Genomic DNA, 25192 nt, shown 5'->3' with positions numbered 1-25192 from the left:
GGGTGGTGCCAGGTGAACGAAGGGTCGCGCGACCACGTCGTGATCGCCGGCGAGGACGGCGCCGCCTACTCCTCGCTGCGCCGCCGCCCGGTGTCCAGGGCCGAGCGGTACCAGCTCGGCAAGGACCTGCGCCACCGGGTGCCGCGTTCGGCGCTGGCGGAATGGCACCCGCCCGCGGTGGGCCGGCCCGACCCGGTGGAGCTGATCATCGAGTCGCACCGGGGCCGGCTGGAGTGGCTGGTCCCGGTGCGGGTGGCCAGGATGGCCGCGTCGCCCTACGGCTACCTGCGCGGTTCCGCGGTGGTGGTGGCCGAGGACGTGGCGCACCTGCCCAGCACCGGGATCACGCCGATCGTGTGCGGCGACGCGCACCTGGGCAACTTCGGGTTCTACGCCTCGCCGGAGCGCGACCTGGTCATCGACCTGAACGACTTCGACGAGGCGCACCCCGGCGGCTGGGAGTGGGACCTGCGGCGGCTGGTGGCCAGCATCTGGGTGGCCGGGCGGCAGGTCGGCGCCGGCGAGGACGACTGCGAACAGGCGGTGGCGGCCTGCGTGGCGGCGTACCGCGACGAGGTCCGCCACCTCGCCGACCAGCCGCTGCTGTCCCGCTCCTACCAGCGGCTGGACGTGGACCGGCTGGCCGAGGACGCCACCGACAAGCGGCTGCGCGCGGAGATCAAACGCGCCGCCGACCGGGCTCGCAAGCGCACCAGCGACCGCGCGCTGCCCCGGTTCACCGAGGAACGTGACGGGTGCCGGCGGATCGTCGAGGAGCCGCCGCTGATCACCCGGGTGCCGCCGGAGGAGGCCGACGAGCTGGCCGAGGCGCTGGACGACTACCTGGAGACGCTGGCACCGCACTGGCGCCGCGTGCTGGGCGGCTACACGCTGGTCGACATCGCGCACAAGGTGGTCGGGGTGGGCAGCGTGGGGCTGCGCGCCTACGTGGCGCTGCTGGAGGGCAGCAGCCCGGAGGACGTGGTGTTCCTGCAGCTCAAGCAGGCCCGCAGGTCGGTGCTGGCGCGCTATGTGCACGGCGACTCGGCGTGGCACGCGCACCAGGGGCAGCGGGTGGTGGAGTACCAGCAGGCGCTGCAGACGGTCAGCGACCCGCTGCTGGGCTGGACCTCGGCCGGCGGGCGGCAGTACTACGTGCGCCAGTTCCGGGACATGAAGGGCTCGGTGGCGCTGGACAACATGGACGCCGACGCGCTGGACGACTACGCGGGCGTGGTGGGCCACCTGCTGGCCAAGGGCCACTCCCGGACCAGCGGCGCGTCCATGATCGCCGGCTACATCGGCAAGTCGGACGCGCTGGCCGAGGCGCTGTGCGCGTTCGCGCGCGCCTACGCCGACCAGACCGAGGCCGACCACTCGGAGCTGGTGCGGGCCGTGAAGACCGGGCGGCTGCCGTCCGAGTAGGCCGCGCGCACCCGGCCGGCCGCGAGGGCTGGGCGCCGCGCACACGCCGGTGACCGCCGCGATTCCTAGGGTCCACGGGCATGGCGCGGTATCGGGTAGCCATGGACATCGGCGGCACGTTCACCGACGTGGTCACCTACGACGAGGAGTCCGGCGCCATCGCGGCGACCAAGGCCTCCACCACCCCGGACGACCTGAGCGAGGGCGTGATGTCCGGGCTGCGCTCGGTGGTCGACTCGGCCGCCGAGATCGGCTTCCTGGTGCACGGCACCACCCAGGGCATCAACGCGTTCATCGAGCGCCGGGGGGTGCCGGTGCTGCTGCTGGCCACCGCCGGGGTGCAGGACGGGTACCACATCGCGCGCGGCCCCCGGACCAGGCTCTACGACCTGCACTACCGCAAGCCCGAGCCGCTGATCGCCCGCCGGGACGTGCTCGGCATCGGCGGCCGGATCGCGCCGGACGGGTCGGAGCTCACGCCCCTGGACGAGGACGCGGTGCGGGCGGCGGCGGTGCTCGCGCGCGAGCGGGGGTACGGCGCGGTCGCGGTGGCGTTCCTGTTCAGCTACAAGAACCCCCGGCACGAGCTGCGCGCGCGGGAGATCCTCTACGGCGAGCTGAGCGAGGACTTCACCGTCTCGCTGTCGCACGAGTCGGCCAAGGAGTGGCGGGAGTACGAGCGCACCTCCTCGACGGTGATGGAGAGCTACATCGGGCCGGTGGTCCGGCGCTACCTGCGTGAGCTGGAGCGGCGGCTGCGCGAGGACGGGCTGCGCGCGCCGCTGCACGTCATGCAGTCCTCCGGCGGCATCCTCACCGCCTCCTCGGCCCGCGAGCGGCCGCTGCAGACGCTGCTGTCCGGGCCGGTCGGCGGCGCGATCGGCAGCGCCGAGATGGGCCGGCGCGGCGAGCGGCGGCAGTTGATCGGCGTCGACATGGGCGGCACCTCGTTCGACGTGTCCATGATCGTGGACGGTGAGCCGGACGTGGCGGCGGAGGCCAAGCTGGAGGGCCTGCCGCTGCTGATGAGCGTGGTCAACATCCACACGGTCGGCGCCGGCGGCGGCTCGGTGGCCTGGATGGAGGCCGGCGGGCTGCGGGTCGGGCCCCGGTCGGCGGGGGCGCGGCCCGGGCCGGCCTGCTACCGGCGCGGCGGCACCGAGCCCACCGTGACCGACGCCAACCTGGTGCTCGGCCGGATCGACCCGGAGGACTTCGCGGGCGGCCAGATGAGCCTGGACCCCGCGCTGGCCGCCTCGGTCGTGGAGAAGCTGGGCACCCGGTTCGGGCTGGACACCTCGGCCATGGCGGAGGGCATCTGCGACGTCGCGAACGCCACCATGGCGCAGGCGATCCGCACCATCACCGTCTCCCGCGGCATCGAGCCCCGGGACTCCAGCCTGGTCGCGTTCGGCGGGGCCGGGCCGATGCACGCGGTGTTCCTGGCCAAGGAGCTGGGCATCGCGGAGACGATCGTGCCGAGGTTCCCCGGCGCGTTCTCCGCCTGGGGCATGCTGCAGACCCGCATCCGCCGCGACCTGACCGAGCCGTACTTCCACCTGGACGCCGACCTGGACGGCGAGCACATGTCCTCGGTGCTGGCCCGGATGGAGTCCGGGGCGCTGGCCGCGCTCGCCGACGAGGGCATGCCGCCCGAGCGCGGCACCGTCTCGCACGCGGTGGACATCCGCTACGCCGCGCAGGAGTACACCCTCACCGTGCCGCTGACCGACGCGGCCGAGCCGTCCCGCCCGGAGTTCCTGGGCGCCGTGGCCGACCGGTTCGCCCGGCTGCACCATGCCCGCTACGGCCACTCCAACCTGGGCGCGGCCATCGAGTTCGTCACCCTGCGCACCACCTCGTTCGGCGACCTGGGCCGCCCGGAACCCTCCGCCTGGCCTCGTGCTTCGTCGCCGGAGTTCGTGCACGAGGTCCGCGAGGTGGTGTTCGACGGCGCTCCCCGGCGGACCACGGTGGTTCGGCGCGACAACCTCCTCGGCGGTCACCGGCTGGAAGGCCCGGCCGTGATCGTGGAGGACACCGCCACCACCGTGGTCCCCCCCGAACACGAGGTGACCGTGGACGAGTACGGCTCGCTGATCATCCGAGGGACCCAGCCATGACCATCGTGACCCCGATCGACCCGGTGACCGTCGAGATCATCCGCAACGCGCTGAACTCGGCGGCCGACGACATGAACGCCACCCTGATCCGCTCGGCGTACACGCCGATCATCTACGAGTGCGGCGACTGCGTGGTCGCGCTGCTGGACGCCGAGCACCAGGTGCTCGGCCAGTCCGCCGGGCTGCCGATCTTCCTGGGCAACCTGGAGACCTGCACGAAGGCCACCGAGGAGATGTTCGGCAGGGACGTCTGGCAGCCCGGCGACGTGTGGATCCTCAACGACAGCTACCTGGCCGGCACCCACCTCAACGACGTGACGATCTTCGGCCCGGTGTTCGTCGGCAAGACCCTGGTCGGGTTCACCGCGTCCCGGGCGCACTGGATCGACGTGGGCTCCAAGGACCCCGGCGGCTCGATGGACTCGGTGAACATCTTCCAGGAGGGCCTGCGGCTGGGCCCGCAGAAGCTGGTCTCCGGCTGCGAGGACGACCGCGCGCTGATCGACACCATCGGCCGCAACGTCCGCTTCCCCTACCCCACCACCGGCGACATGAACGCGATGATCGCCTGCATCAAGATGGGCAGCCGGCGGCTGCGCGAGCTGGTCAAGCGCTACGGCCTGGACACCCTGGAGGCGGCCCGCGACGAGATCTTCCGGCAGACCGAGCTGCTGGAGCGCGAGGTCATCGCGGCCATCCCGGACGGCGTGTACACCGCCGAGGGCGTGCTGGACAACGACGGCGTCGACCTGGACACGCCGGTGCCGATCCGGCTGAGGATCACGGTGACCGGGCAGGACATCGATTTCGACGTCACCGAGTCCGGCGACCAGACGGTCGGCCCGGTGAACTGCGGCGTCGCCCAGGCCATCTCCGCGCTGCGGGTCGGCTACAAGCTGCTGGTCAGCCCGGACCTGCCGGGCAACGGCGGCTCGTTCCGGACGATGACCACCCAGGTCCGGGAGGGCTCGGTGCTCGGCGCCCTGCCGCCGGCCGCCTGCCAGTGGTACTTCTCCCACCTGGGGCTGCTCATCGACATGGTGGCCCGCGCGCTGGCCCCCGCCATGCCGGACCGGGTGGCCGGCGCCAGCCACGGCGACTCGATGATCGTGCTCACCTCCGGTGTGGACCCCCGGTTCGGCCGCGAGTTCGTCAGCCTGGAGGCCACCCTCGGCGGCTGGGGCGCCTGGGACGGCTCGGACGGGGAGAGCGCGCTGATCAACAATGTGAACGGCTCGCTCAAGGACCTGCCGATCGAGGTGCTGGAGACCCGGTACCCGTGGCGGATCACGGAGTACGGGATCCGCTCCGACTCCGGCGGGGCCGGCAAGTGGCGCGGCGGCAACGGGGTGACCCGCGAGTACGAGGCGCAGTGCGACTGTTCGCTGTCGCTGTGGTTCGAGCGGTCCCGCCAGCCGGCGTGGGGGCTGTTCGGCGGCGAGGACGCGGTCGGCCCGGAGATCGTGATCAACCCGGGGCGGCCGGACGAGCGGCGGATGCTCAAGGTGAACGGCACGCCGGTACGCAAGGGCGACATCGTCCGGTGCCACACCGGCGGGGGCGGCGGCTACGGCGACCCGACCGAGCGCGGCGTCGACGAGGTGCGGACGGACGTGGCCGACCGGCACATCACGGCGGCCACCGCGCTGCGCCACTACGGGGTCGACACCGGCGGATGATGTCGTAGGTCGGGGTTACAGTGCCTGTGTGGGCGCGTACCGCGAGTACCGGCCGCCGGCCGGGCTGGAGCCGGTGGTGGCGTGCGTGTGGGAGAGCGATGCCCTCGTCGACGGCGTGCAGCGGGTCGTCCCGGACGGGTGCGTCGACCTGGTCTGGCTCGGTGACCGGCTCCTCGTCGTCGGCGCGGACACCCGGCCGATGGTGTGGCAGGCGGTCGGTGCGCCGGCCAGCGGGATCCGGCTGCGGCCGGGGATGGCCGGCGCCGTCCTGGGCGTGCCCGCCGACGAGGTGCGCGATCAGCGGGTCCCGCTGTCGCTGCTCTGGCCGGCGGCGGCGGACCTGACCGACCGCCCCGAGGCCGAGGACCCGTCGGCACGGCTTCGGCTGTTGACCGAGGCCGTACTGCACCGGAAGGCCGAACCGGACCCGCTCGTCGGCGCCGCGGTGCGCCGGTTGGCGGTCGCCGGCGCTCGGGTGTCGGCGGTGGCGTACGACCTCGGGATCAGCGAGCGCCACCTCAACCGGCGGGTCACCGCGGCCGTGGGCTACGGCCCGAAGCTCCTGGCACGGGTGGCACGGCTGCGCCGGCTGGTCGCTACCGGCGAGGGCGCGCTGGCTGATCGCGCGTACTCGGCCGGCTACGCCAGCCAGGCGCATATGACCGACGAGGTCAGGCGCCTGACCGGCCTCACGCCTGTCCGATTCCTGGAAGATGCCACGCTCACGGCTGCCTAGCGTCTCAATGCATGAGCATTGACCTGAAAGCCGCCCGACAGTTCATCGAATCCACCGCCCGCGTCCTGGAACGGCACCAGCTCGCGCGGCTCCTCGACGACGGGCCCGTCGAGCCCATCCTGACCGCGCTCAAGGCGTACCAGAACACCGACGGCGGGTTCGGCCACGCGCTGGAGCCCGACGTGCGCTGCCCCGGCAGCCAGCCGTCGGCGGCGCTGTCCGCGCTCGACGTGCTCGCCGACCTGGACGCCGCCCACGACCCCATGGTCACCGAGGTGGCGGACTGGATCGCCGCGATCGCCCACCCGGACGGCGGCGTGCCGACGGTGCTGCCCTCGGCGCACGGCCACCCGCGCGCACCGTGGATGGAGCCCAAACCCGAGGCCGGCTTCCTCACCTACGCGCTCGCGGCCAGGCTGTGGCGGCTCGGCGTGCGGCACCCGTGGCTGGACAAGGCCACCGCCTGGTGCTGGAACCAGATCGACGCGATCGAGGACCCCGGCGGCTACACCGTCGAGTTCGCCCTGCAGTTCCTCGACGCCGTCCCCGACCCCGCCCGCGCCGCGGCCGCCGTCGACCGCTTCCGCTCCGCCATCCGCGACGACGGCACGGTCGCCGTCGAGGGCGGGATCGAGAACGAGCACGTCAAGCCGCTCGACCTGTCCCCCCGCCCCGGCACACCGAGCCGGGCGTTGTTCACCGACGAGACGATCGCGGCCGACCTGGACCGCCTGGAGCGCGAGCAACTGGACGACGGCGGCTGGGACTTCCACTTCCTGCACTTCTCCCCCGGCCAGACCGTGGAGTGGCGCGGCGTCGTCACCCTGGCCGCCCTCCGCACCCTGCGCGCGCACGGCCGGCCTGGTGTCGCATAGCTCGTTGGGGTGTCGCACAGGGTGCGATGTGTGCGGCGGCCGGTCTTAGGCGAGCGCGTAACAGAGCACGTGTAGGGCCAGGCGTTGGGTGGGGTCGTCCAGGGTGAGGCCCAGTTCGCGGGCCCTGGCCACCCGGGACAGGACGGTGTTGCGGTGCACGCCCAGCCGGGCGGACGCCTGGCTGAGCGAGCCGCCGCAGTCCAGCACGGCAAGCACGGTGCGGACCAGGACGTCGCGGTCGCGGGCGGCCATCAGGTCGGTGAGGCACAGGTCGGCCACGTGCGCGATCTGGGCGCGCGGCAGCCAGGCCAGCGCGGCGCGGGCGCCGACCTGGTCGAACCACTGCACCGAGCCGGGGCCGGCGTCCAGCGCCGCGTGCGCGGCCAGGCGCGCCTCGGTGACCGACCGCATCAGGCCGGGAATGCCCCGGTGCGCGCCGCCGACCCCGAGCACCAGGCCGTGTCGACGCGCCGCCACGGTGGCCGCCCGTACCGCCTGCCGGGTCGACGCCAGGTCGTCCGCGTCGGCGCCGCTGTGCCAGGAGACCCAGCCGTCGCCGTCGGCCACCACCGGCCAGTCGCCGAGGTGGCGCTGCCAGGCCACCCGGACCAGCTCGGTCAGCTCGGGGGTGGTCTCGACGTCCTCCGGGCGCGCCGGCGAGATCCAGACCGCCCGGTTGGCGCCGTCCACGTGCCAGCCCAGCTCGTCGGTCCAGGACGGCGCGTCGACCTCCCCGTCCGGTTCGAGGTGGACGCCGCCCGAGCTGGACATACGGCGAAACAGCCGGAACGTGGCCCGCTCCTGGTCGGCGCGGGCGGCGGAGTGCACCCGGGCGTGCGCCCACGCCGCCACCAGCGGCGGGCGGGCCAGCCGCAGCACCGGCTCCACCGGGCCGGCCGCCGCCGCGCCGCCCGCCGGCACGGACGCGACCAGCTCGCCCCACCGCCGGCCGGACGGGTCGGTGACCTCCACCCTGATCCGCTCGGCGCCGGGATGGTCGGACACCGCGGACGCCCGCCCGGCCGCGACCGCCTCGCCGACCAGCAGCGCCACCGTGACCGGCCGCAGCTCGCGGTTGAGCAGCCCGAGCACGCCGCGCACGCTGGACTGCTCGGCCAGCCGCTCCGCGCACCGCGCCACCCGCAGCGCCCTGGTCGCGGCCGGGGCGCTGAGCTGCCCGGCCAGGGTGAGCGCCAGGTCCACCGGGTCGTCGTCGACCACCAGCACGGCCACGCCCAGCCGCTGCGCCAGCACCGCGCTGGAGGACGACACCGCGGCGGGCGGGACCACCACCGCGACGGCGTTGCGCTCCCAGCCGACGTGCAGCGCGGCGGCCAGCGACCAGCCGCCCGCCGCCGCCTCGTCGTGCAGCACGACCAGCGCGTGCGGCGGGATCCGGTGCAGCCTGTCGAACGTCTGCGCGAGCACCACCTCGTGCACCGGCCGGTCCGGGTCCGGCAGGTGCACGGCCTCGGCGTCGGCCAGCGGGGCGACCCGCAGCAGCTCGCCGAGGTGCAGCGGTGCCGTGGACTCCTGGGGCCGCATGGTCACCGCCGCCGGGGGTGGTCCAGCGGGATGCCGTGCGAGGCCGGGCCCACCATGGCCAGCCCCTCGGCGGAGTACCAGACCGCGTCGGCGGGCATGACCAGGATGTCGACCAGGTCGCCCGGCTCCAGGTTGTCCAGCGTCGCCACCTCCCCGTACTGGACGTTGACCAGCGAGATCAGGTCCGGGGCGGCCGCGACCAGCGCGCCGTCGGCGAACACCGCGACGATCTCGCTGCGCAGCTCCAGCCGGTACATCCGACCGCTGTCACATTTTCCGCCACCTCCCCCACCACCACCGCCCACCTCGTCGATCACCACGGTGGACGGGTGCGCCGGGTTCATCAGGTCGGTGGGACGGCTCAGGTGCTCCAGCTCGACGATGCGGCCCCGGCCGAGCCGCCGGCAGCCGGTGACCGCCGCGAGCCTGGCCACCAGCTCGTCCGCGCCCGTCGACTCCCGCAGCAGCCGGCCCACGTTGAGCAGCCGCGACACCGTGCCGGGCAGCGCCGCGCGGCACAGCTCCCCCGCCGTGCTCGGGTAGCCGGCCAGCGCCGCCCAGCCGCCGAGCACCTCGACGTTGGAGCGCAGCAAGGTGTCCACCCGCGCCGAGGCGAGCACCCTGATCCCCACCGACTCGCCGGTCACCCCGCGCACCACCAGCGGCGTGGCCGCCACCCCGGCCAGGTGCATGGCGGTGTGGTGGATCAGCGCGAACGTGCGGCCCTCGCCGTCCGCGTCCAGCAGCGGGACGCCGAGCTGGCTGGCCACCGCGACCGGCACCACCGCGCTCACCGTGGCGGCCGCCAGCGGGTACACCGCATCGAAGTCGGAGGCACCGGTCATGGCGGCCAGCTCGCGCACGGCCATGGCGAACTCGTCGCCGGTGGGCGGCAGGTCGGCCATGGCGGCGCCGGAGCCGATCACGCACACCGCCGCGCACCGGGTGTCCGGCGCGATTGCGGTGGGACGCACCAGCGGCACCGGGCCGTTGCGCTCCAGCAGGCTGACCGTCCAGGCCAGCAGCGAGGTCCAGCCCAGGTCCGCGATGGCCGGGGTGTAGAAGTTCGCCCCGGCGTAGAGCGCGGGCACGTCCTCGGCCGCGATCGCCGCCCCGCCACCCAGGTACGAGGTGCTCATGGGGCACGACCCGGTTCCGGCGAGCCGGCCACCCGCACCCGGATGCGGACCATGCCGGACGGGCTGTACGGCACCGCGACGGTGGCCACCTCGACCACGGAGGTCGAGCCGGGCGCGGCGCCGTTGGCGGTGGCCAGCACGGTGGCCCTGGCCAGCGCGTCGCGCCTGATCCGCTCCAGCTCGGCGGCCGACTCGAGGAACGCCACCTCGTCCAGCCACGCGGTCGGCAGGCTGGCGGTGGCGCCGACGCAGCCGAGCACGTCGGGATCGGTGTCCGGCTCGATCACGGGCAGGCCGGACGCTTGCCCGGACCTCAGGCGCGCCGGGTCGGCCCTGGTGAGGGCGGCGGTCGGGGTGACGAGCACGGTGCCGAGCTCGGGCGGGGCCTGCGGGCGGACCACCGCGAGCCCGCCCCGCACGTCACCGAACACCGGGGGTTCGTCCCGGGCGAACACCACCCGGCAGTCCGCCTCCCCGGCCAGCGTGGCCGCGCCGACCAGCCGCAACGCGTCGGCCGCGCCCAGCCCGGTCACCGGCAGCGCCCGCATCCGCGACGCGCTGGCCCGTCCCCCGTCGCCCCGGGCCACGTGGAACGGCACGCCCGGGAACGCCCGAGCCGCCGCCCGCTCGCACCCGTCGAGCACCCGCTCGGCGGCGGCGTCCAGCGCGGCGTTCAGCACCACCGTCGCCTCCCGGTGCACCAGCCCCTGCCCGCCGAACTCGTGGGCCGCCGAGATCCGCGCGTCCGGGATCGCGGACTGCACGGTGTCGGCCACCTCGCGCTCGTGCCGAGGCTGCGCCGGCGACCCGGCCGCGACCACCGCCACACACCGCGCCGCCCCGCCCTCGATCTCGGCGACCACCCGCCGCAGCGCCGCCCGGTCCAGCGGGCGCAGCTCGCGCCCGCACAGGTCGTGACCGCCCGGCACGGTGTACCGCCGCCCGATCAGCCGCTCGATCACGTCGTCCGGGTGCCGCCCCAACGCCGGATCCGACGCCGCCCTGGGCACCACCCTGATCATCGCCACCCGCGCCAGCTCGGCCGGCCGCCGCAGCACCAGCTCCACCAACACCCCGGACAGGTCCACGACCACGCCCGCCGGCGGCCCCGGACACGCCGCCGCCGCGCGCGCGAACAGCTCCCCCGGATCGTCGCCGGACGCCGCCGGCGTGGCCAGCACCCCGCCGCCCCGTACGACCACGGCGCGCGACGACTCCGGCCCCAGACTCACCCCGACGTGCGTCCGCACGGGCATCCGATCACCCTAGCCACCGTGCACGCGGACGGCACACACCGTCGCGGCGCCGCACACCTGTCGCAACCCGTGTGCCGCGCCCGGACGGTGTGTGCCGCCGATGTCATGTCGCCCGGGTGCGGAGGTAGCGGTCGACGGCGACGGCGAGCAGGATCAGGCAGCCCTGGACGACCTGTTGGTAGATGGTGTCCCAGCCGAGCAGGTTGAAGCCGTTGCCGATCAGGGTCAGCAGCAGCGCGCCGACCACGCCGCGCCAGATGGCCCCGGAGCCGCCCAGGATGCTGGTGCCGCCGATGACGGCGGCCGCGATCGCGGACAGCTCCATGCCGGTGGCCATGCTGGACTGGGCGGAGCCCGCGCGCGAGGCCAGGATCAACCCGGCCAGCGCCGAGCAGATGCCGCTGAGCACGTAGGCCGCGACCTGCACCTGGCCGACCCGGATGCCGGACAGCCGGGCGGCCTCGATGTTGCCGCCCACGGCGTAGACCCGCCGGCCGAACGTGGTCGCCGAAACCAGCAGCCCGAGCGCGACGACCACCACCACGAACAGCACCGTCGCCGAGGTCAGGCCGAACACCGAGGGCCAGGTGAGCATGCCGAAGTCGTCGGCCTGCCCGGCCAGCGGATAGACGATCACGCCCGCCGTGGCGACCACCGCGACGCCCCGGTAGATGATGCTGGTGGCCAAGGTTGCGATGAACGAGTGCACCCCGCTGCGCACCACGATCACGCCGGTGACCAGGCCCAACAGCGCGCCGGCCAGCACCGCCGAGACGAACCCGACGCCGATTCCGGCCATCCGCGTGAGCTGGACGCCCACGATCGCGGACAGCGCCAGCGTCGCGCTCGCGGTCAGGTCGAACACGCCGCACAGGATGCACACGGTGGCCCCGGCCGCCAGCAGCCCGACGATCGAGCACTGGTCGAGCAGGTTCACCAGGTTCGCCACGCTCAGGAACGTGCTGGTGCTCAGCGACAGCGCCAGCACCATGGCCAACAGCGCGACCAGGATGCCGTAGTCGCGCACCCGGGCACCCCGCCGGCCGTTCCCCCGCGTCAAGGGGGCCAGCGCGACGGCCTTCACGCCGGCTCCTGATGCCCGAAAGCCACCGCCATCACGGCCTCGCTGGACGCGCCCCGCTCGAACTCCCCGGCCACCCGCCCCCGGTGCAGCACCAGCACCCGGTGCGCCAGCGCGAGCAGCTCCTCGATGTCCGAGGAGACCACCACGATGGCCGCTCTTTCGGCGGCCATCCGCACCAGAAACCGGTGGATCTGCGTCTTGGCGGCCACGTCCACCCCCCGGGTCGGCTCGTCGACCAGGAGCACCCTCGGCCGGCGCAGCAGCCACTTCGCGAACACGGCCTTCTGCTGGTTGCCACCGGAAAGCGTCTGGACGGCGGCCTCCGGCGCGGCGGCCCGGATGTCCACCGCGCCGGACACCTCGGCCACCGCGGCGCGCTCCGCCCCGGCGCGGAAGAACGGCCCGACCCGGCGCGCCGCCAGCGTGGCCAGCGCGACGTTCTCCCGCACCGAGCGGATCATCACCAGGCCCTGCTCCTTGCGCGACTCCGGCACCAGCGCGACACCGGCGGCCATCGCCCGGCGCGGCGTGAGCCTCGGATGCGCCACCCCGTCGACCTCCACCACGCCGGCCGCCAGCCGGTCCGCGCCGAACAACAGCCGCAGCGTCTCGGTGCGCCCGCTGCCGACCAGCCCGGCCAGCCCGACGATCTCGCCGGCGCGCACCGACAGGTCCACCCCGTCCACCGGCCCCCGGCTCAGCCCGCGCGCGGCCAGCCGCACCGGCGCGTCCGCCGGCACCGGCGCCGGCTCCGGGCGCGGCACGTCCAGCTCCCGCCCGACCATGTGCCGGACCAGCGTCGCCGGCGTGTGCCCCTCCGGCGCGTCGGTGATCACCAGCTCGCCGTCGCGCAGCACGGTGACCCGGTCGGCGACGCGGAGCACCTGGTCCAGGAAGTGCGACACCAGGATCACCGTGGTGCCGGCGGCGGCCAGGCGGCGGATCAGCCCGAGCAGGTTCTCCGTCTCGTGTTCGGACAGCACCGCGGTGGGCTCGTCCATGGCCAGCACCCTGGTGTCGCGGGCCAGCGCGCGCAACACCTCCACCTGCTGCTGGCGCCCGATCGACAGCTCCCCGACCCGCGCGCCGGGGTCCACGTCGAACCCGGCCTCGCGGCGCAGCACCTCGAACCGCCGCAGGTCCTCGCCCCGCCTCGGCACCCCGAACCGGTGCGACCAGCGGGCAAGGAACACGTTCTCCAGCACCGTGCGCGCCGGCACCAGCGCGCCCTCCTGCGAGATCAGCCCGACGCCGTGCCGGATCGCGTCCCGGGGGTGGTGCATGGCCGTCCGCTCGCCGTCGAAGCTCACACCGCCCCGGTCCGCCCTGATCACCCCGGCCAGGATCTTCAACAGCGTGCTCTTGCCGGCCCCGTTCTCGCCGACCAGGCAGTGGATCTCGCCGGGCGCGATGTCCAGCTCGATGCCGCGCAGCACGGACACCCCGCTGTAGCTCTTGCCCACGCCCCGGATCTCGATCCTCGGCGCCGGTGTCCGGCCGAGCACCATCAGTCCGAGTAGTCCGCGTTCTGCCCGCGCAGCGTGTCCCTGGTCCCGAGCCCCCGGTACGGGGTGAGCGTGCGCGCGTCGGTGGCGGTGGGCACCGACTGGCCGCGCGCCTTGGCCAGCCCGAGCTCGGCCGCCCTGGCGCCCTCCGCCTTCTCCGGCACCACGTACGCGCCGTACCACGCCCCGGACTGCACCGCCGCGAACGCCTGCGCCGAGCCCCCGTTGCCGATGAACTTGATGTTCTTCCCGGCGGCCAGCGGGGCCGCGCCCTGGATGGCCTGCGAGGAGCCGATCACCACCTGCACGTCCGGGTGGGCCTGCAGCACGTTCTGGAAGGCGGCGCGGCCGGCGTCCTGGGTGTAGCCGCCGACCACGCTGGCCACCACGTCGGCCCCGCCGGCCCGCAGCGCCGCCTCGGCCGCGTTGGTGCGCGCGGTGTCCAGCGGGTAGTTGGCGAACCCCTGCAGGTAGGCCACCTTGCACGGCCGCGCGGCCAGCTCCTTGCACGCGCCGAGCCCGAGCGTCGCCAGCCCCTCGCCGTTGAAGGTGGGCGCGTCCACGATGCTCACCGTGCCGGGGACCTGCGCGTCGGTGGTGTCGTACCGCCCGCCCACCGGGGTGAACTCGGTGACCACCGTGATCCCGGCCGCCACCGCCTGCTTGACCGCGGCGACCACCGCCGTGCCGTCGTTGGCCTGCACGATCATCACGTCGTAGCGCTTGGACGCCACCGCGTCCTGGAGCTGGTTGACCTGGGTGGTGGCGTCGAAGTTGGGGTCGAGGAAGGTGGCGGTGGCGTTGTGCGCGGCCGCGTACTCCTGCACGCCGGCCCAGGTGGCCTGGGCGAACGAGTTGGCCTTGGCGAACCCGAAGAAGCCGATGTTCAGCTTCTGGTCCGGGCTCTTGGCGGGGGTCGCGCCGCCCGCGCCGGTCTCCGGCCGGCTGCAGGCCAGCGACGACAGTACGAGAAGGGCGGCCACGGCGGCGGACGCCAGCAGCCGAAGCGAACGGTTCACGGCGGCCTGACCTCCGGGGGATGCGGTCGGCGGTGGCAGGCATGGTGCCGTTGCCCCGGGCTCGCGCGGTGTGCTGGCGGCACAGGCGGGCGGCCCGGGGGTGTGCGCGCGGCCGGTCAGCCCGCCATGGCCTCCGTGAGGACGGCGTTGACCTGTTCGGTTTCCACCAGGAACCCGTCGTGCCCGCGTTCGGAGTGGATCACGCGCGGTTCGACGCCGAGCAGCGAGGCCAGCTCGAGCTGCTGGCGCAGCGGGTAGAGCCGGTCGGAGTCCACCCCGACGATGGTCGGCGTGGCGCGCAGCCGGCGCAGCGCGGCCACCGTCCCGCCGCGCCCCCTGCCGATCTCGTGGCTGTTCATGGCCGAGGTCAGCGCCACGTAGGTGCCGGCGTCGAACCGGTCGCGCAGCCCGTCCTCGGCGTGGTCAAGGTAGGACTGCACGGCGTACCGGCCGCCGCGCAGCGGGTCCGTCCCGTCCTGCCAGGAGCGGCCGAAGCGGGTGTCCACCTCGTCGGCCGTGCGGTAGGTCAGGTGCGCGATGCGCCGGGCGATGCCCATCCCGACGTGCGGGCCGACCGGGTCGTCGTAGTAGTCGCCGCCGTGCCAGCGCGGGTCGGCGCGGATGGCGTCCAGCTGGATCGAGCAGGTGCCGATCTGGTCGGCGCTGGCCTCCGCGTTGGCCGCCAGCAGGATCATCCGGCGGACCCGTTCCGGGGCGCAGAGGGCCCACTCCAGCGCCCGCTGGCCGCCCATCGAGCCGCCGACCACCGAGGCCCACTGGGAGATCCCGAGCGCGTCGGCGAACCCGAACTCGGCCACCACCTGGTCGCGGATCGTGGTGGCCGGCCACCGGCTGCCCCACGGCGCGCCGTCCGGGGCCGGCGAGGACGGACCGGTGCTGCCCTGGCAGCCGCCGATCACGTTCGGGCAGACCACGAACCACCTGTCGGTGTCCAGGCCCAGCCCTGGCCCGATCACGCCCTGCCACCAGCCGCCCGTCGGGTGCCCGGGGCCCGGCTCGCCGATCGCGTGGCTGTCGCCGGTCAGCGCGTGCAGCACCAGCACGGCGTTGTCCCTGGCCGGGGACAACCGCCCCCAGGTCTCGTAGGCGAACCGGATGCCGGGCAGCGCGCCGCCCAGTTCGAGCTGGATCCCGGGCGCGTCGACGAACCGCCGCTCCCCCACCGGGTCGCCCTCCAGCCAGGCCCCGGTCACCCGCCGTACCGAACTGCTCATCGCCAGGTCACCTGACAAAATCCGCGACTCACCCTGACAAAATCCCCGACTCGCGGACTCTTGGCCCGGTCACCTGGTCGCTCGCCTGGACGAGATCACGCCCGTGTTGAAGCCGGCGAGGTGGAGGCCGCCGTGGAACCGGGCGTGCTCGATCTTCAGGCAGCGGTCCATGACGACGGTCAGGCCGGCGGACTCGGCGCGGCGGGCCACCTCGGGTGCCCACAGGCCGAACTGCAGCCAGAGGGCCTTGGTGCCGACGGCGAGGGCGTCGTCGAGGACGGACGGCAGGTCGGCGGGGCGGCGGAAGACGTCGACCAGGTCGGGGACGACCGGCAGCGCCGCCAGCGAGGGGTACACCTGGCGGCCCAGGATCTCGGTGGCGTTCGGGTTCACGAAGTAGACGTCGTAGTTCGTGCTGGCCAGCAGGTAGGTGGCGACGAAGTTGCTGGGCCGCGCCGGGTTCGCGGACGCGCCCACCATGGCCACCGACCGAGTCCGCCGCAGCAGCGCCAGCCGGGCGGTCGGCGACGGGTTGATCCACTCGCCGGAGCCGTTCGTGCTCATCGGGCCTCCACAGCGGCGTCCTTGGTGGCGGCGGCCAGCGCCTGGTCCAGGTCCCAGAGGATGTCGTCAGGGTCCTCCAGCCCGACGCTGATCCGCACCAGGTCCGGCGGCACCCCGCCGGCGCGCAGCTGCTCGTCGGAGAGCTGCTGGTGGGTGGTCGAACCCGGGTGGATGACCAGCGTGCGGACGTCGCCGATGTTCGCCAGGTGGCTGCACAGCTCGACGGACTCGATGAACTTCTGCCCGGCCGCGCGGCCGCCGCGCACCCCGAAGGAGAACACCGCGCCCGGCCCGAGCGGGGTGTACTTCGCCGCCCGGTCGTGGTGCGGGTGGTCCGGCAGGCCGGCCCAGCGGACGTAGGACACCCGCGGGTCGGCGGCCAGCCACTCGGCCACCACCCGGGCGTTCGCCACGTGCGCCTCCATCCGCTGCGGCAGCGTCTCCACGCCCTGGATCAGCAGGAACGCACTGTGCGGGGACATCGCAGGCCCCATGTCGCGCAGCTGCTCGGAACGCACCTTGGTGAGGAAGCCGAACTCCTGGAAGTTGCCCCACCAGCTCAGCCCGCCGTAGGCCGGGATCGGCTCGGTCATCTGTGGGAACCGCCCGTTGCCCCAGTCGAACCGGCCGGACTCGATCACCACCCCGCCCAGCGTGGTGCCGTGCCCGCCGAGGAACTTCGTCAGCGAGTGGATCACGATGTCGGCGCCGTGCTCGATCGGCCGGCACAGGTACGGGGTGGCCATGGTCGCGTCGATGACCAGCGGGAGGCCGGCGGCGTGCGCCACCTCGGCGAGGCCGGCGATGTCCGCGATCTCCCCGGACGGGTTGGCGATCACCTCGGCGAACACCAGCTTGGTCCGGTCCGTGATCGCGGCCGCGAAGTCCTCGGGTGTGTCGCCGCCGACGAACACCGTGTTCACCCCGAACCGGCGCAGCGTGACGTCCATCTGCGTCACCGTGCCGCCGTAGAGGCCGGCGGCGGCCACGATCTCGTCACCGGCGCCGGCCAGGGTGGAGAAGGTGACGAACTCGGCGGCCTGGCCACTCGCGGTGGCCACCGCCCCGAGCCCGCCGTCCAGGCTGGCCAGCCGTTCCTCCAGCGCCGCCACCGTCGGGTTGGAGATGCGGCTGTAGATCGTGCCGTACTTCTGCAGCGCGAACAGGCTGGCCGCGTCGGTGGTGTCCTCGAACACGAAGCTCGTCGACTGGTAGATCGGCACCGCGCGGGCGCCGGTGGTCGGGTCGGGGGCCGCCCCGGCGTGCACCGCCCGGGTGCGGAACCCCCACTGGCGGTCGGCCATCAGCTCTCCTCACCGCGGCGGCTGGTCACTCATTTTTCCTATCACACGGGGCGGATTCCGGCCGGTCTCGTGAGATCACTCGCTCCCTCGTTGCCCGTAGCGCTCTCGGACGCGAGCCCGCATCTCCGGGTCGTTGCGCGGCACCGGCTCCAGGAAGATCTCGTCCAGGTCGCCGAACTCGGCGCGCAGCTCGGAGTCGATCCGCACGCAGGCGCGCTCCAGGTCCGCGGTGGTGACCGTGTCCACGAAGTCCAGCCGGGCGCACACCAGCACCCGGTCGGTCCCGGTGAGCATGGTGAGCAGGTCCACCACGGCGTCGACCTCGGGCGCGTCGGCCAGCCGCTGGCGGACCGCGCGGACCAGCCGCAGGTCGGCCTGGCGCCCGATCAGCAGGTTCATGTTGGTGCGGCCCAGTTGGTAGGCCACCACGACCAGCAGCAGGCCGATGAGCAGCGAGGCGATCCCGTCCCAGACCAGCGAGCCGGTGAGCTGGGTCAGGCCGAGCCCGGCGAACGCGATCGTCAGCCCGACCAGCGCCGCGCTGTCCTCGTAGAGCACGGTCTTCACCGTCGGGTCGTCGCTGGTGCGCAGGTACTGGCGCAGCGTCAGCCCGCCCTCGGCCCGCTCGGCGCGGACCTGCCGGATCGCCTGGCTCAGCGAGATCGACTCCAGCACGGCGGACACCGCCAGCACCAGGTAGCCGACCAGCACGTCCTTGTGCTCCTCCGGGTGCCCGGTGAGCGAGTGCACCCCCTGGTACAGCGAGAACAGCGCGCCCGCGGTGAAGATGGAGATCGCCGCCAGCAGCGACCAGAAGTACCGCTCCTTGCCGTAGCCGAACGGGTGGCGGCGGTCGGCGGGGCGGGCCGACCGGCGCACGGCGGTGAGCAGGAACACCTCGGTGCCGCAGTCCGCGACCGAGTGCGCCGCCTCGGAGAGCAGGGCGGCGCTGCCGGTGAGCAGCCCGGCGACGGCCTTGGCCACCGCGATCGCGGTGTTGGCCCCGAGCGCGACCAGAACCGTGAACAGGCTCTCGCCGGCCGGTTGCTGTTGCTCAGGCATCCAGGTGTTCGCGGAAGAACGCGACCACCCGCCGGTGCGCGTCGCTGGCGCTCGGCTCGTGGTAGGCGACGTGCAGCGGGGTGTACGGGCCGATCAGCTGGATCGGCCGGGTCGGCGCCTTCGTGTAGAACGAGTGCCCGGCCTCGGGGTACGTCTTGACGTCGTGCGCCACGCCGAGCTCGGTCAGGTTGGCGGTCAGCCGGGCCGGGTCCTTGGTCAGCATCTTGTCCTTGCCGCCGTAGCTGGCCACCACCGGGCAGGACTTCGGCATCCGCTTGGGCGCCATGCCGTAGAACGGGGCGCTGGCCTTGTAGTTCCCGGTCATGGCCAGCAGCAGCGCGAACCCGCCGCCCATGCAGAACCCGATCGCGCCCAGCCGCTCACCGTCCACGCCGTCCAGCCCGGCCAGGTAGCGGCGGGCGGCCTCCAGGTCGTCCAGCGGTTCGCCCTGGCCGGTGGCGACGGTGCGCAGGCAGCGCGCGATGCAGATCGGCTTGGCCGCCCTGGCGAACAGGTCCGGGATGAGCACCGTCCACCCCTCGGCCGCCAGGTCCCTGGCCACCCTGGCCATCTCCTGGTTCATCCCGAGCGCCTCGTAGACCAGCAGCAGCCCCGGCCTCGGGCCGGCCGCCTCGCCACCGTCGTCGTCCGGCGTGGTCAGCACGCCGGGCATGACGAATCCGTCATCGCAGCTGAACGTCACGTCGGTCTGCATGCCGGTGACCTTAGCGTCGTCACCGGGTTCCGGTGATCTGCCACGTGAGCGTGGAGGGTCGGCACCCCCACGGGGTCGACGTCATGCGGACCGTGCCGTAGAGGGTCTCGACGCCGTCGACGACCCGAGGGGTGAGGTCGACGGCGTCGGCGGTGGGGGCCGGCGCGCCCCCGCACGTGCTGGAGCGTTCGAAGGTGCGCGTCAGCCCCGCTGCCCTCCAGTGCCCGTCCGCCGACGTCAGCGGCGCCGCGCCCTCCCACTCCCGCCCGCTGATCGTGCACCGTTGCTCGCCGCAGTCGTCGATCGTCCAGGCCGAGCCGAGCGCGGCGGACTTCGCACAGTCGGCCGGGGTGAACCCGGTGCAGCCGGTGAGCGTTCCGGTGACCGTGTAGCTCCCGGGCAGGTTCCGCAGCCGCCCCGCGAGCACGGCGGACCGGTAGACCGCCGTCCCGGCGGCGGCGCACGCGACGGCCAGGCACGCCACCGCGCCGACCGTCCCGCGCCGGGCCCTGGCCGGCAGCACCATGGCCGAGGTGACCACCGCACCCGCGACCAGGCCACCCAGGTGGGCGTACCAGTCGATGTGCGGCGCCAGGAACGAGAAGACCAGGTTGATCGCCAGCATGGTCAGCATCTCGCCGAGCGGTAGCCCGGCCCGGCGCACGAGCACGATCAGCGCGCCGAACAGCCCGAAGATGGCGCCGGACGCCCCGATCCCGTTGGCCTGGGGCGGAAGGAAGGCATACGACACCGCCGAGCCGCCCGCCGCGGACAGCGCGTACACCACCAGATACCGGCCACGGCCCAGCACCCGCTCGACCTGCCGGCCGAACCTCCACAGCGCCAGCATGTTGAACATGAGGTGCGTGAGGTGCGGCAGTGGCTCGTGCAGGAACGCGGACGTGACCAGCCGGTAGTACTGCCCGGCCGCGGCCCGCTCGGCGATCCCACCCAGCGCGCCCACCAGCGGCGGGTAGGCGACCTCGCCCACGTACACGGCGACGTTGATCCCGATCAGGATGAACGTGACGACCTCGACGCGCGGCTTGTCCCGGATCGGAGTCATGGTCATGGACTCTCACCCTCGCACGGCACCGGAGAGCTCGCAGGCCACAAGGATGCCGTCCGCCCGGGGGGACCCCTCCCGAAACTAGGAGCGCTTTCTGGCCACCCGGACCAGGCCCTCCTGCACGGTGGTGGCGATCAGCCGGCCCTTGCGGGTGAAGAACCGGCCGGTGGCCAGCCCGCGCGCGCCGGACGCGACGGGCGAGTAGCACTCGTAGAGCAGCCACTCGTCGGCCCGGAAGCCGTGGTGGAACCACATGGCGTGGTCCAGGCTGGCCCGCGCGGCGCCCTCGTCGTCCGGCGAGACCCGGTGGCGGGCCAGCACCGAGTTGAGCAGCGTGAGGTCGGAGGCGTAGGTGAGCAGGCAGACGTGCAGCAGCTTGTCGTCCGGCAGGGTGCCGTCCGCGCGCATCCACACCCGCATCGGCTCCCGGGTCGGCTCGAAGTCCGGGGAGAACACCGGCTCGCCGACGAACCTGATGTCCAGCGGCCTCGGCAGCAGTTGGAACGGGCTGACCGGCAGGTTCATGTTCGTGATCCGGGTGCCCATGTCGGGCAGGGTCTCCGGGTCGGGCACGCCTTCGGGCATCGGCTCGGTGTGCTCCAGGCCGGGCTGCGGGAGCTGGAACGACGCGGACAGCGAGAAGATCGCCTCGCCGTGCTGGATGGCCAGCACCCGCCGGGTGGTGAACGAGCGGCCGTCGCGCACCCGCTCCACCTCGTAGACGATCGGGATCTTCGGGTCGCCGGGGCGGATGAAGTAGGCGTGCAGCGAGTGCACGCCCCGGTCCTCCGGCACCGTGCGGCCGGCCGCGACCAGCGCCTGCCCCGCCACCTGGCCGCCGAACACCCGGGGCGTGGACCGCGCCGGGCTGACCCCCCGGAACAGGTTGACCTCGATGCGCTCCAGGTCCAGCCGCGCCACCAGCTTGTCCAGCACGAGCTGCCCGCGCGGCACGCCGTCGACGCCCAGCTCCTCGCCGTCGACGTCCTCGGCGGTGCCCGGGGCGAGATCGGCCGGCTCGGAACCGTGTTGCGTCATGGGCTCGCAGTCTGCCCTACCCGGGGAGCCGCTCAGCCGTGATCCTCCTCGCCCAGCCGGTGCACCCGGATCAGGTTGGTCGAGCCCACCGTGCCCGGGGGCGAGCCGGCCACCACGACCATCAGGTCACCGGGCTCGGACCGGCCGATGCTCAGCATCGCGGCGTCCACCTGCCGGACCATGGCGTCGGTGGACTCCACCTCGTCGACCAGGAACGTCTCGGTGCCCCAGGTCAGCGCGAGCTGGCTGCGCACCGCCTGGACCGGCGTGAACGCCAGCAGCGGCAGCTTGCTGTGCAGCCGGGCCAGCCGGCGCACCGTGTCCCCGGACTGGGTGAAGGCCACCAGCGCGCGGGCGTTGAGCCGCTCGCCGATGTCGCGGGCCGCGTAGGAGAGCACCCCGCGCTTGGTGCGGGGCACGTGGTTCAGCGGCGGCACCCCGGGCGAGCCGGCCTCCACCGCCTCCACGATCTGCGCCATGGTCTGCACGGTCTTGATCGGGTAGCGGCCGACGCTGGTCTCGCCGGAGAGCATCACCGCGTCGGTGCCGTCCAGCACCGCGTTGGCCACGTCGGAGGTCTCGGCGCGGGTGGGCCTGGGGCTGGTGATCATGGACTCCAGCATCTGGGTGGCCACGATCACGGGCTTGGCGTTCTCCCGCGCGATCTGGATGGCGCGCTTCTGCACCAGCGGGACGTTCTCCAGCGGCAGCTCCACGCCGAGGTCGCCCCGGGCCACCATGATCCCGTCGAAGGCCAGCACGATGGCCTCCAGGTTGTCCACCGCCTCCGGCTTCTCCAGCTTGGCGATCACCGGCAGCCGGCCGCCGCCGACCCGGTCCATCACCTGGTGCACCGCGTCGATGTCCGCCGGGCTGCGCACGAAGGACAGCGCCACGAAGTCCACCCGCAGGCCGAGCGCGAACTCCAGGTCCGCCACGTCCTTCTCGCTCATGGCCGGCACCGAGACGTTCATGCCGGGCAGCGAGATGCCCTTGTTGTCGCTGACCTGGCCGCCCTCGACCACCTTGCACACCACGTCGAGGCCGTCGACCTTGAGCACCCGCAGGCCGACCTTGCCGTCGTCCACCAGCAGCCGGTCGTCCGGGCGCGCGTCGTTGGCCAGCCCGCCATAGGTGGTGGACACCCGGTCGTGGGTGCCGGCCACGTCCTCGACGGTGATCCGCACCTCCTCCCCGGTGCGCCACTCCACCGGCCCGGCGGCGAACCGGCCGAGGCGGATCTTCGGCCCCTGCAGGTCGGCGAGGATCCCGACGGCCCGCCCCTGCTCGTCGGCGGCCTCCCGTACGAGCTGGTAGACCTGCTTGTGGTCCTCTCGGTTGCCGTGGCTGAAGTTCAGCCGGGCCACGTCCATGCCGGCCCTCACCAGCTCCCGGATTCGCTCCGGGCTCGCGGTGGCGGGGCCGAGGGTACAGACGATCTTTGCGCGGCGGCTCACACACCAGAGCCTAGCGCTGACTCGATGCAGAACGACGACCGCAACGTGAACAGCGACCCTACGGCCCCCATCCGCGCCGGCCACAAGATAGTCACGCAAATTGTTGACAATTTTGCGTCCGCTGACCAGGCTGGCCGTATGGAACCGAGCAACGGCAGCCTGCTGGTGGTCAGCGCGCACGCGGGCGACTTCGTCTGGCGGGCCGGTGGGGCGATCGCGCTCGCCGCGCGGCGCGGCGAGCGGGCCACGGTGGTGTGCCTGAGCTTCGGCGAGCGCGGCGAGTCCGCGCGCGCCTGGCGGGAGGGCCGCGGCCTGGCGGAGATCAAGGCGCTGCGCCGCGCGGAGGCCGAGGCCGCGGCGGCGGCGCTGGGCGCGGACATCCGCTTCCTGGACGCGGGCGACTACCCGCTGGTGGAGTCGCCGGAGCTCACCGACCGGCTGGTGCACGTGTTCCGCGAGCTGGCCCCCACCGTGGTGCTCACCCACACGCTGGCCGACCCCTACAACGGCGACCACCCGGCGGCGGCCCGGATGGCGCTGCAGGCCCGGGTGCTCGCGCAGGCGATCGGCTACGACGCCCCAGGCGAGCCGCTGGGCGCCCCGCCGGTGTTCTTCTTCGAACCGCACCAGCCCGAGCAGTGCGACTTCCGGCCCGACGTGCTGCTGGACATCACCCCGGTGTTCGACGCCAAGCGCAAGGCGATGGAGTGCCTGCCCGCGCAGCAACACATGTGGGAGTACTACACCGACCTGGCCAAACGCCGGGGCGTGCAGCTCAAGCGCAACGCCAGCCCCAACCTCGGGCTGCCGCACTCGACCATGGCCGAGGCCTACGTCCGGCTGTATCCGCAGGTCACGGGGGAGCTGGCATGAGCAATGTGATCGTCACCGATCCGCCGCGCGCGGCGCTCGGCGAGGTCGACGCCCTGGTGAGCTTCGGGGTGGCGACCGTGCACGAGGCGCTGGGCCGCACCGGCTACCTCGGCCACACCCTGCGGCCGATCCAACAGGGCGCGCGCACCGGCGGCACCGCCGTCACCGTGCTGTGCTGGCCCGGGGACAACCTCATGATCCACGCCGCCGTGGAGCAGTGCCGGCCCGGCGACCTGCTGGTCGTGACCACCGCCTCGCCGTGCACGGACGGACTGTTCGGCGAGCTGTTGGCCACCGCGCTGGCACACCGGGGGGTCCGGGGCCTGGTCACGACCACGGGCGTGCGCGACGTCGCCGAGCTGCGGGCGATGGGCTTCCCGGTCTGGTCGGCGGCGGTCAGCGCCCAGGGCAGCGTCAAGGCCACCGCCGGGTCGGTCAACGTCCCGGTCGTCGTCGGCGGGCAGCTCGTGCGCCCCGGCGACGCGGTGCTGGCGGACGACGACGGCGTGGTGTGCGTGCCGCGCGAGCGGGTCGCCGAGGCGCGCGCCGCCGGCCAGGCCCGGCTGGAGAAGGAGGACGCCACCCGCCGCGCCTTCCGGGCCGGCGAGCTGGGCCTGGACCGCTACGGGCTGCGCGACACGCTCGCCCGGCTCGGCGTCGAGTACGTCAGCGCGCCGCCGCTACCCTGATGACAACATTTTCGTAGCCAATGTGCGCGTGGAGGTTCGGCGACCATGACCGGGACAGAGGGGGCCGACGCCGATCCGGCGGTCCCCGTTGTCGACGCCATCCGCGCGGCCATCACCGAGGGCGAGTTCGCGCCGAACCAGCGGCTGGTGGAGGCCGACCTGTCCGAACGGTTCGGCGCCAGCCGCACCAGCATCCGCACCGCCCTGGTCGAGCTGACCAGCGAGGGCCTGGTCGAGCGGGTGCAGAACAGGGGCGCCCGGGTGCGGGCGGTCTCGCTCACCGAGGCCGTCGAGATCACCGAGGTGCGGATGGCCCTGGAGGGGCTGTGCGCGGCCAAGGCGGCGACCCGGCTCACCGACGCCGACCGCGAGCAGCTCCGGGCCATCGGCGCGGCCATGCGCGACGCCGTCGCCGCCAGCGACCTGCTCGGCTACTCGGACCTGAACCGCCGCCTGCACTCCCTGATCCGCGACCTGGCCGGGCAGGACACCGCGCGCACGATCCTGGAGCGGCTGCGCGCGCAGAACGTCCGCCACCAGTTCCAACTGGCCATGCACCCCGGCCGCCCCGCCGTCTCCCTACCCCAACACCTGGACATCATCGAGGCGCTCTGCGCCGGCGACCCCGACGCGGCCGAGGCGGCCATGCGCCGCCACCTCCGCAGCGTCATCGACACACTGCCGGCGATCGAACCCACCCGCCGCCGCTTCAACGCACTCTGACCGGCCGCCCGCACACCCCCTCTTGACGCCGCACACGCGTTGCAGCAGGTGCGCGGCGTACGGAGTGGGTGTGCGGG

22 protein-coding genes are annotated in these 25192 nt (G+C 73.6%); 8 read left to right on the top strand and 14 right to left on the bottom strand.

Annotated features, from left to right (window positions below; translation table 11 throughout):
- Window positions 1–12 precede the first annotated feature (12 nt).
- The 5 genes from N912_RS0133255 to N912_RS0133235 all read left to right on the top strand — a co-directional run bounded on the left by N912_RS0133255 (window position 13) and on the right by N912_RS0133235 (window position 6838).
- Complete coding sequence (locus N912_RS0133255) at window positions 13–1425, top strand: DUF2252 domain-containing protein (protein WP_028925806.1); 1413 nt, start codon at window positions 13–15, stop codon at window positions 1423–1425.
- Window positions 1426–1505: 80 nt separating this feature from the next.
- Window positions 1506–3548, top strand: a complete 2043-nt coding sequence (locus tag N912_RS0133250; protein WP_028925805.1) for a hydantoinase/oxoprolinase family protein — start codon at window positions 1506–1508, stop codon at window positions 3546–3548.
- The gene (locus tag N912_RS0133245; RefSeq protein WP_028925804.1) at window positions 3545–5227 is read left to right on the top strand and encodes a hydantoinase B/oxoprolinase family protein; all 1683 of its coding nucleotides are present in this window, start codon (window positions 3545–3547) and stop codon (window positions 5225–5227) included. The genes N912_RS0133250 and N912_RS0133245 overlap by 4 nt, the downstream gene beginning before the upstream one ends.
- A gap of 28 nt (window positions 5228–5255) precedes the next feature.
- Window positions 5256–5963 (top strand): DUF6597 domain-containing transcriptional factor, encoded by a 708-nt coding sequence (locus N912_RS0133240; protein WP_028925803.1) that lies wholly within the window; start codon window positions 5256–5258, stop codon window positions 5961–5963.
- Between the two features lie 11 nt (window positions 5964–5974).
- Window positions 5975–6838, top strand: a complete 864-nt coding sequence (locus tag N912_RS0133235; protein WP_028925802.1) for a prenyltransferase/squalene oxidase repeat-containing protein — start codon at window positions 5975–5977, stop codon at window positions 6836–6838.
- Between the two features lie 45 nt (window positions 6839–6883).
- Here N912_RS0133235 and N912_RS56245 read toward each other — a convergent pair whose 3' ends face one another.
- The 14 genes from N912_RS56245 to pyk all read right to left on the bottom strand — a co-directional run bounded on the left by N912_RS56245 (window position 6884) and on the right by pyk (window position 22830).
- Entirely contained in the window at window positions 6884–8383 is a 1500-nt protein-coding gene (locus tag N912_RS56245) for a PucR family transcriptional regulator (protein WP_051581149.1), read from the bottom strand.
- Window positions 8384–8385: 2 nt separating this feature from the next.
- Window positions 8386–9522, bottom strand: coding sequence for a DUF917 domain-containing protein (locus N912_RS0133225; RefSeq protein ID WP_028925801.1), 1137 nt, complete (start codon window positions 9520–9522; stop codon window positions 8386–8388).
- Window positions 9519–10778 (bottom strand): hydantoinase/oxoprolinase N-terminal domain-containing protein, encoded by a 1260-nt coding sequence (locus N912_RS0133220; RefSeq protein ID WP_028925800.1) that lies wholly within the window; start codon window positions 10776–10778, stop codon window positions 9519–9521. The genes N912_RS0133225 and N912_RS0133220 overlap by 4 nt, the downstream gene beginning before the upstream one ends.
- Window positions 10779–10881: 103 nt before the next feature.
- Window positions 10882–11862, bottom strand: coding sequence for an ABC transporter permease (locus tag N912_RS0133215; RefSeq protein WP_245645590.1), 981 nt, complete (start codon window positions 11860–11862; stop codon window positions 10882–10884).
- Complete coding sequence (locus tag N912_RS0133210; RefSeq protein WP_028925798.1) at window positions 11859–13370, bottom strand: sugar ABC transporter ATP-binding protein; 1512 nt, start codon at window positions 13368–13370, stop codon at window positions 11859–11861. The genes N912_RS0133215 and N912_RS0133210 overlap by 4 nt, the downstream gene beginning before the upstream one ends.
- The gene (locus tag N912_RS0133205; RefSeq protein WP_245645588.1) at window positions 13370–14386 is read right to left on the bottom strand and encodes a sugar ABC transporter substrate-binding protein; all 1017 of its coding nucleotides are present in this window, start codon (window positions 14384–14386) and stop codon (window positions 13370–13372) included. The genes N912_RS0133210 and N912_RS0133205 overlap by 1 nt, the downstream gene beginning before the upstream one ends.
- A gap of 116 nt (window positions 14387–14502) precedes the next feature.
- Window positions 14503–15621 carry a homoserine O-acetyltransferase MetX gene (gene metX, locus N912_RS0133200; protein WP_028925796.1) on the bottom strand — a complete coding sequence of 373 codons (1119 nt, stop codon included), beginning with the start codon at window positions 15619–15621 and terminating at the stop codon, window positions 14503–14505.
- 69 nt (window positions 15622–15690) lie between these two features.
- On the bottom strand, window positions 15691–16185 hold the full coding sequence (locus N912_RS0133195) for a CoA-binding protein (RefSeq protein ID WP_028925795.1): 495 nt from the start codon (window positions 16183–16185) through the stop codon (window positions 15691–15693).
- A complete protein-coding gene (locus N912_RS0133190; RefSeq protein ID WP_028925794.1) occupies window positions 16182–17489 on the bottom strand; it encodes an O-acetylhomoserine aminocarboxypropyltransferase/cysteine synthase family protein in 1308 nt (435 codons plus the stop codon). Before N912_RS0133190 ends, N912_RS0133195 begins: the two co-directional genes overlap by 4 nt.
- A gap of 75 nt (window positions 17490–17564) precedes the next feature.
- Window positions 17565–18551 (bottom strand): cation diffusion facilitator family transporter, encoded by a 987-nt coding sequence (locus N912_RS0133185; protein WP_028925793.1) that lies wholly within the window; start codon window positions 18549–18551, stop codon window positions 17565–17567.
- Complete coding sequence (locus tag N912_RS0133180; RefSeq protein ID WP_028925792.1) at window positions 18544–19266, bottom strand: dienelactone hydrolase family protein; 723 nt, start codon at window positions 19264–19266, stop codon at window positions 18544–18546. Before N912_RS0133180 ends, N912_RS0133185 begins: the two co-directional genes overlap by 8 nt.
- Before the next feature lie 19 nt (window positions 19267–19285).
- Window positions 19286–20338 carry a rhomboid family intramembrane serine protease gene (locus N912_RS60950; protein WP_051581148.1) on the bottom strand — a complete coding sequence of 351 codons (1053 nt, stop codon included), beginning with the start codon at window positions 20336–20338 and terminating at the stop codon, window positions 19286–19288.
- A gap of 78 nt (window positions 20339–20416) precedes the next feature.
- Entirely contained in the window at window positions 20417–21373 is a 957-nt protein-coding gene (locus tag N912_RS0133170) for an acyl-CoA thioesterase (RefSeq protein ID WP_084211430.1), read from the bottom strand.
- Window positions 21374–21405: 32 nt separating this feature from the next.
- Window positions 21406–22830, bottom strand: a complete 1425-nt coding sequence (gene pyk / locus N912_RS0133165; protein ID WP_028925790.1) for a pyruvate kinase — start codon at window positions 22828–22830, stop codon at window positions 21406–21408.
- A 138-nt stretch (window positions 22831–22968) separates the two neighbouring features.
- On the opposite strand from pyk, the gene N912_RS0133160 reads away from it, so the two are divergent.
- Genes N912_RS0133160 through N912_RS0133150 form a run of 3 tightly spaced genes read left to right on the top strand, consistent with a single transcriptional unit; the run spans window position 22969 to window position 25115 of the window.
- Window positions 22969–23703 carry a PIG-L deacetylase family protein gene (locus N912_RS0133160; protein WP_028925789.1) on the top strand — a complete coding sequence of 245 codons (735 nt, stop codon included), beginning with the start codon at window positions 22969–22971 and terminating at the stop codon, window positions 23701–23703.
- Entirely contained in the window at window positions 23700–24392 is a 693-nt protein-coding gene (locus N912_RS0133155; RefSeq protein WP_028925788.1) for a 4-carboxy-4-hydroxy-2-oxoadipate aldolase/oxaloacetate decarboxylase, read from the top strand. The genes N912_RS0133160 and N912_RS0133155 overlap by 4 nt, the downstream gene beginning before the upstream one ends.
- Before the next feature lie 45 nt (window positions 24393–24437).
- Entirely contained in the window at window positions 24438–25115 is a 678-nt protein-coding gene (locus N912_RS0133150) for a GntR family transcriptional regulator (protein WP_028925787.1), read from the top strand.
- Window positions 25116–25192 lie beyond the last annotated feature (77 nt).

It is taken from the genome of Actinospineispora acaciae DSM 45401 (assembly GCF_000620785.1).
In the GTDB taxonomy this organism is placed as follows: domain Bacteria; phylum Actinomycetota; class Actinomycetes; order Mycobacteriales; family Pseudonocardiaceae; genus Pseudonocardia; species Pseudonocardia acaciae.
This window is presented reverse-complemented; position numbering and strand designations above follow the sequence as displayed.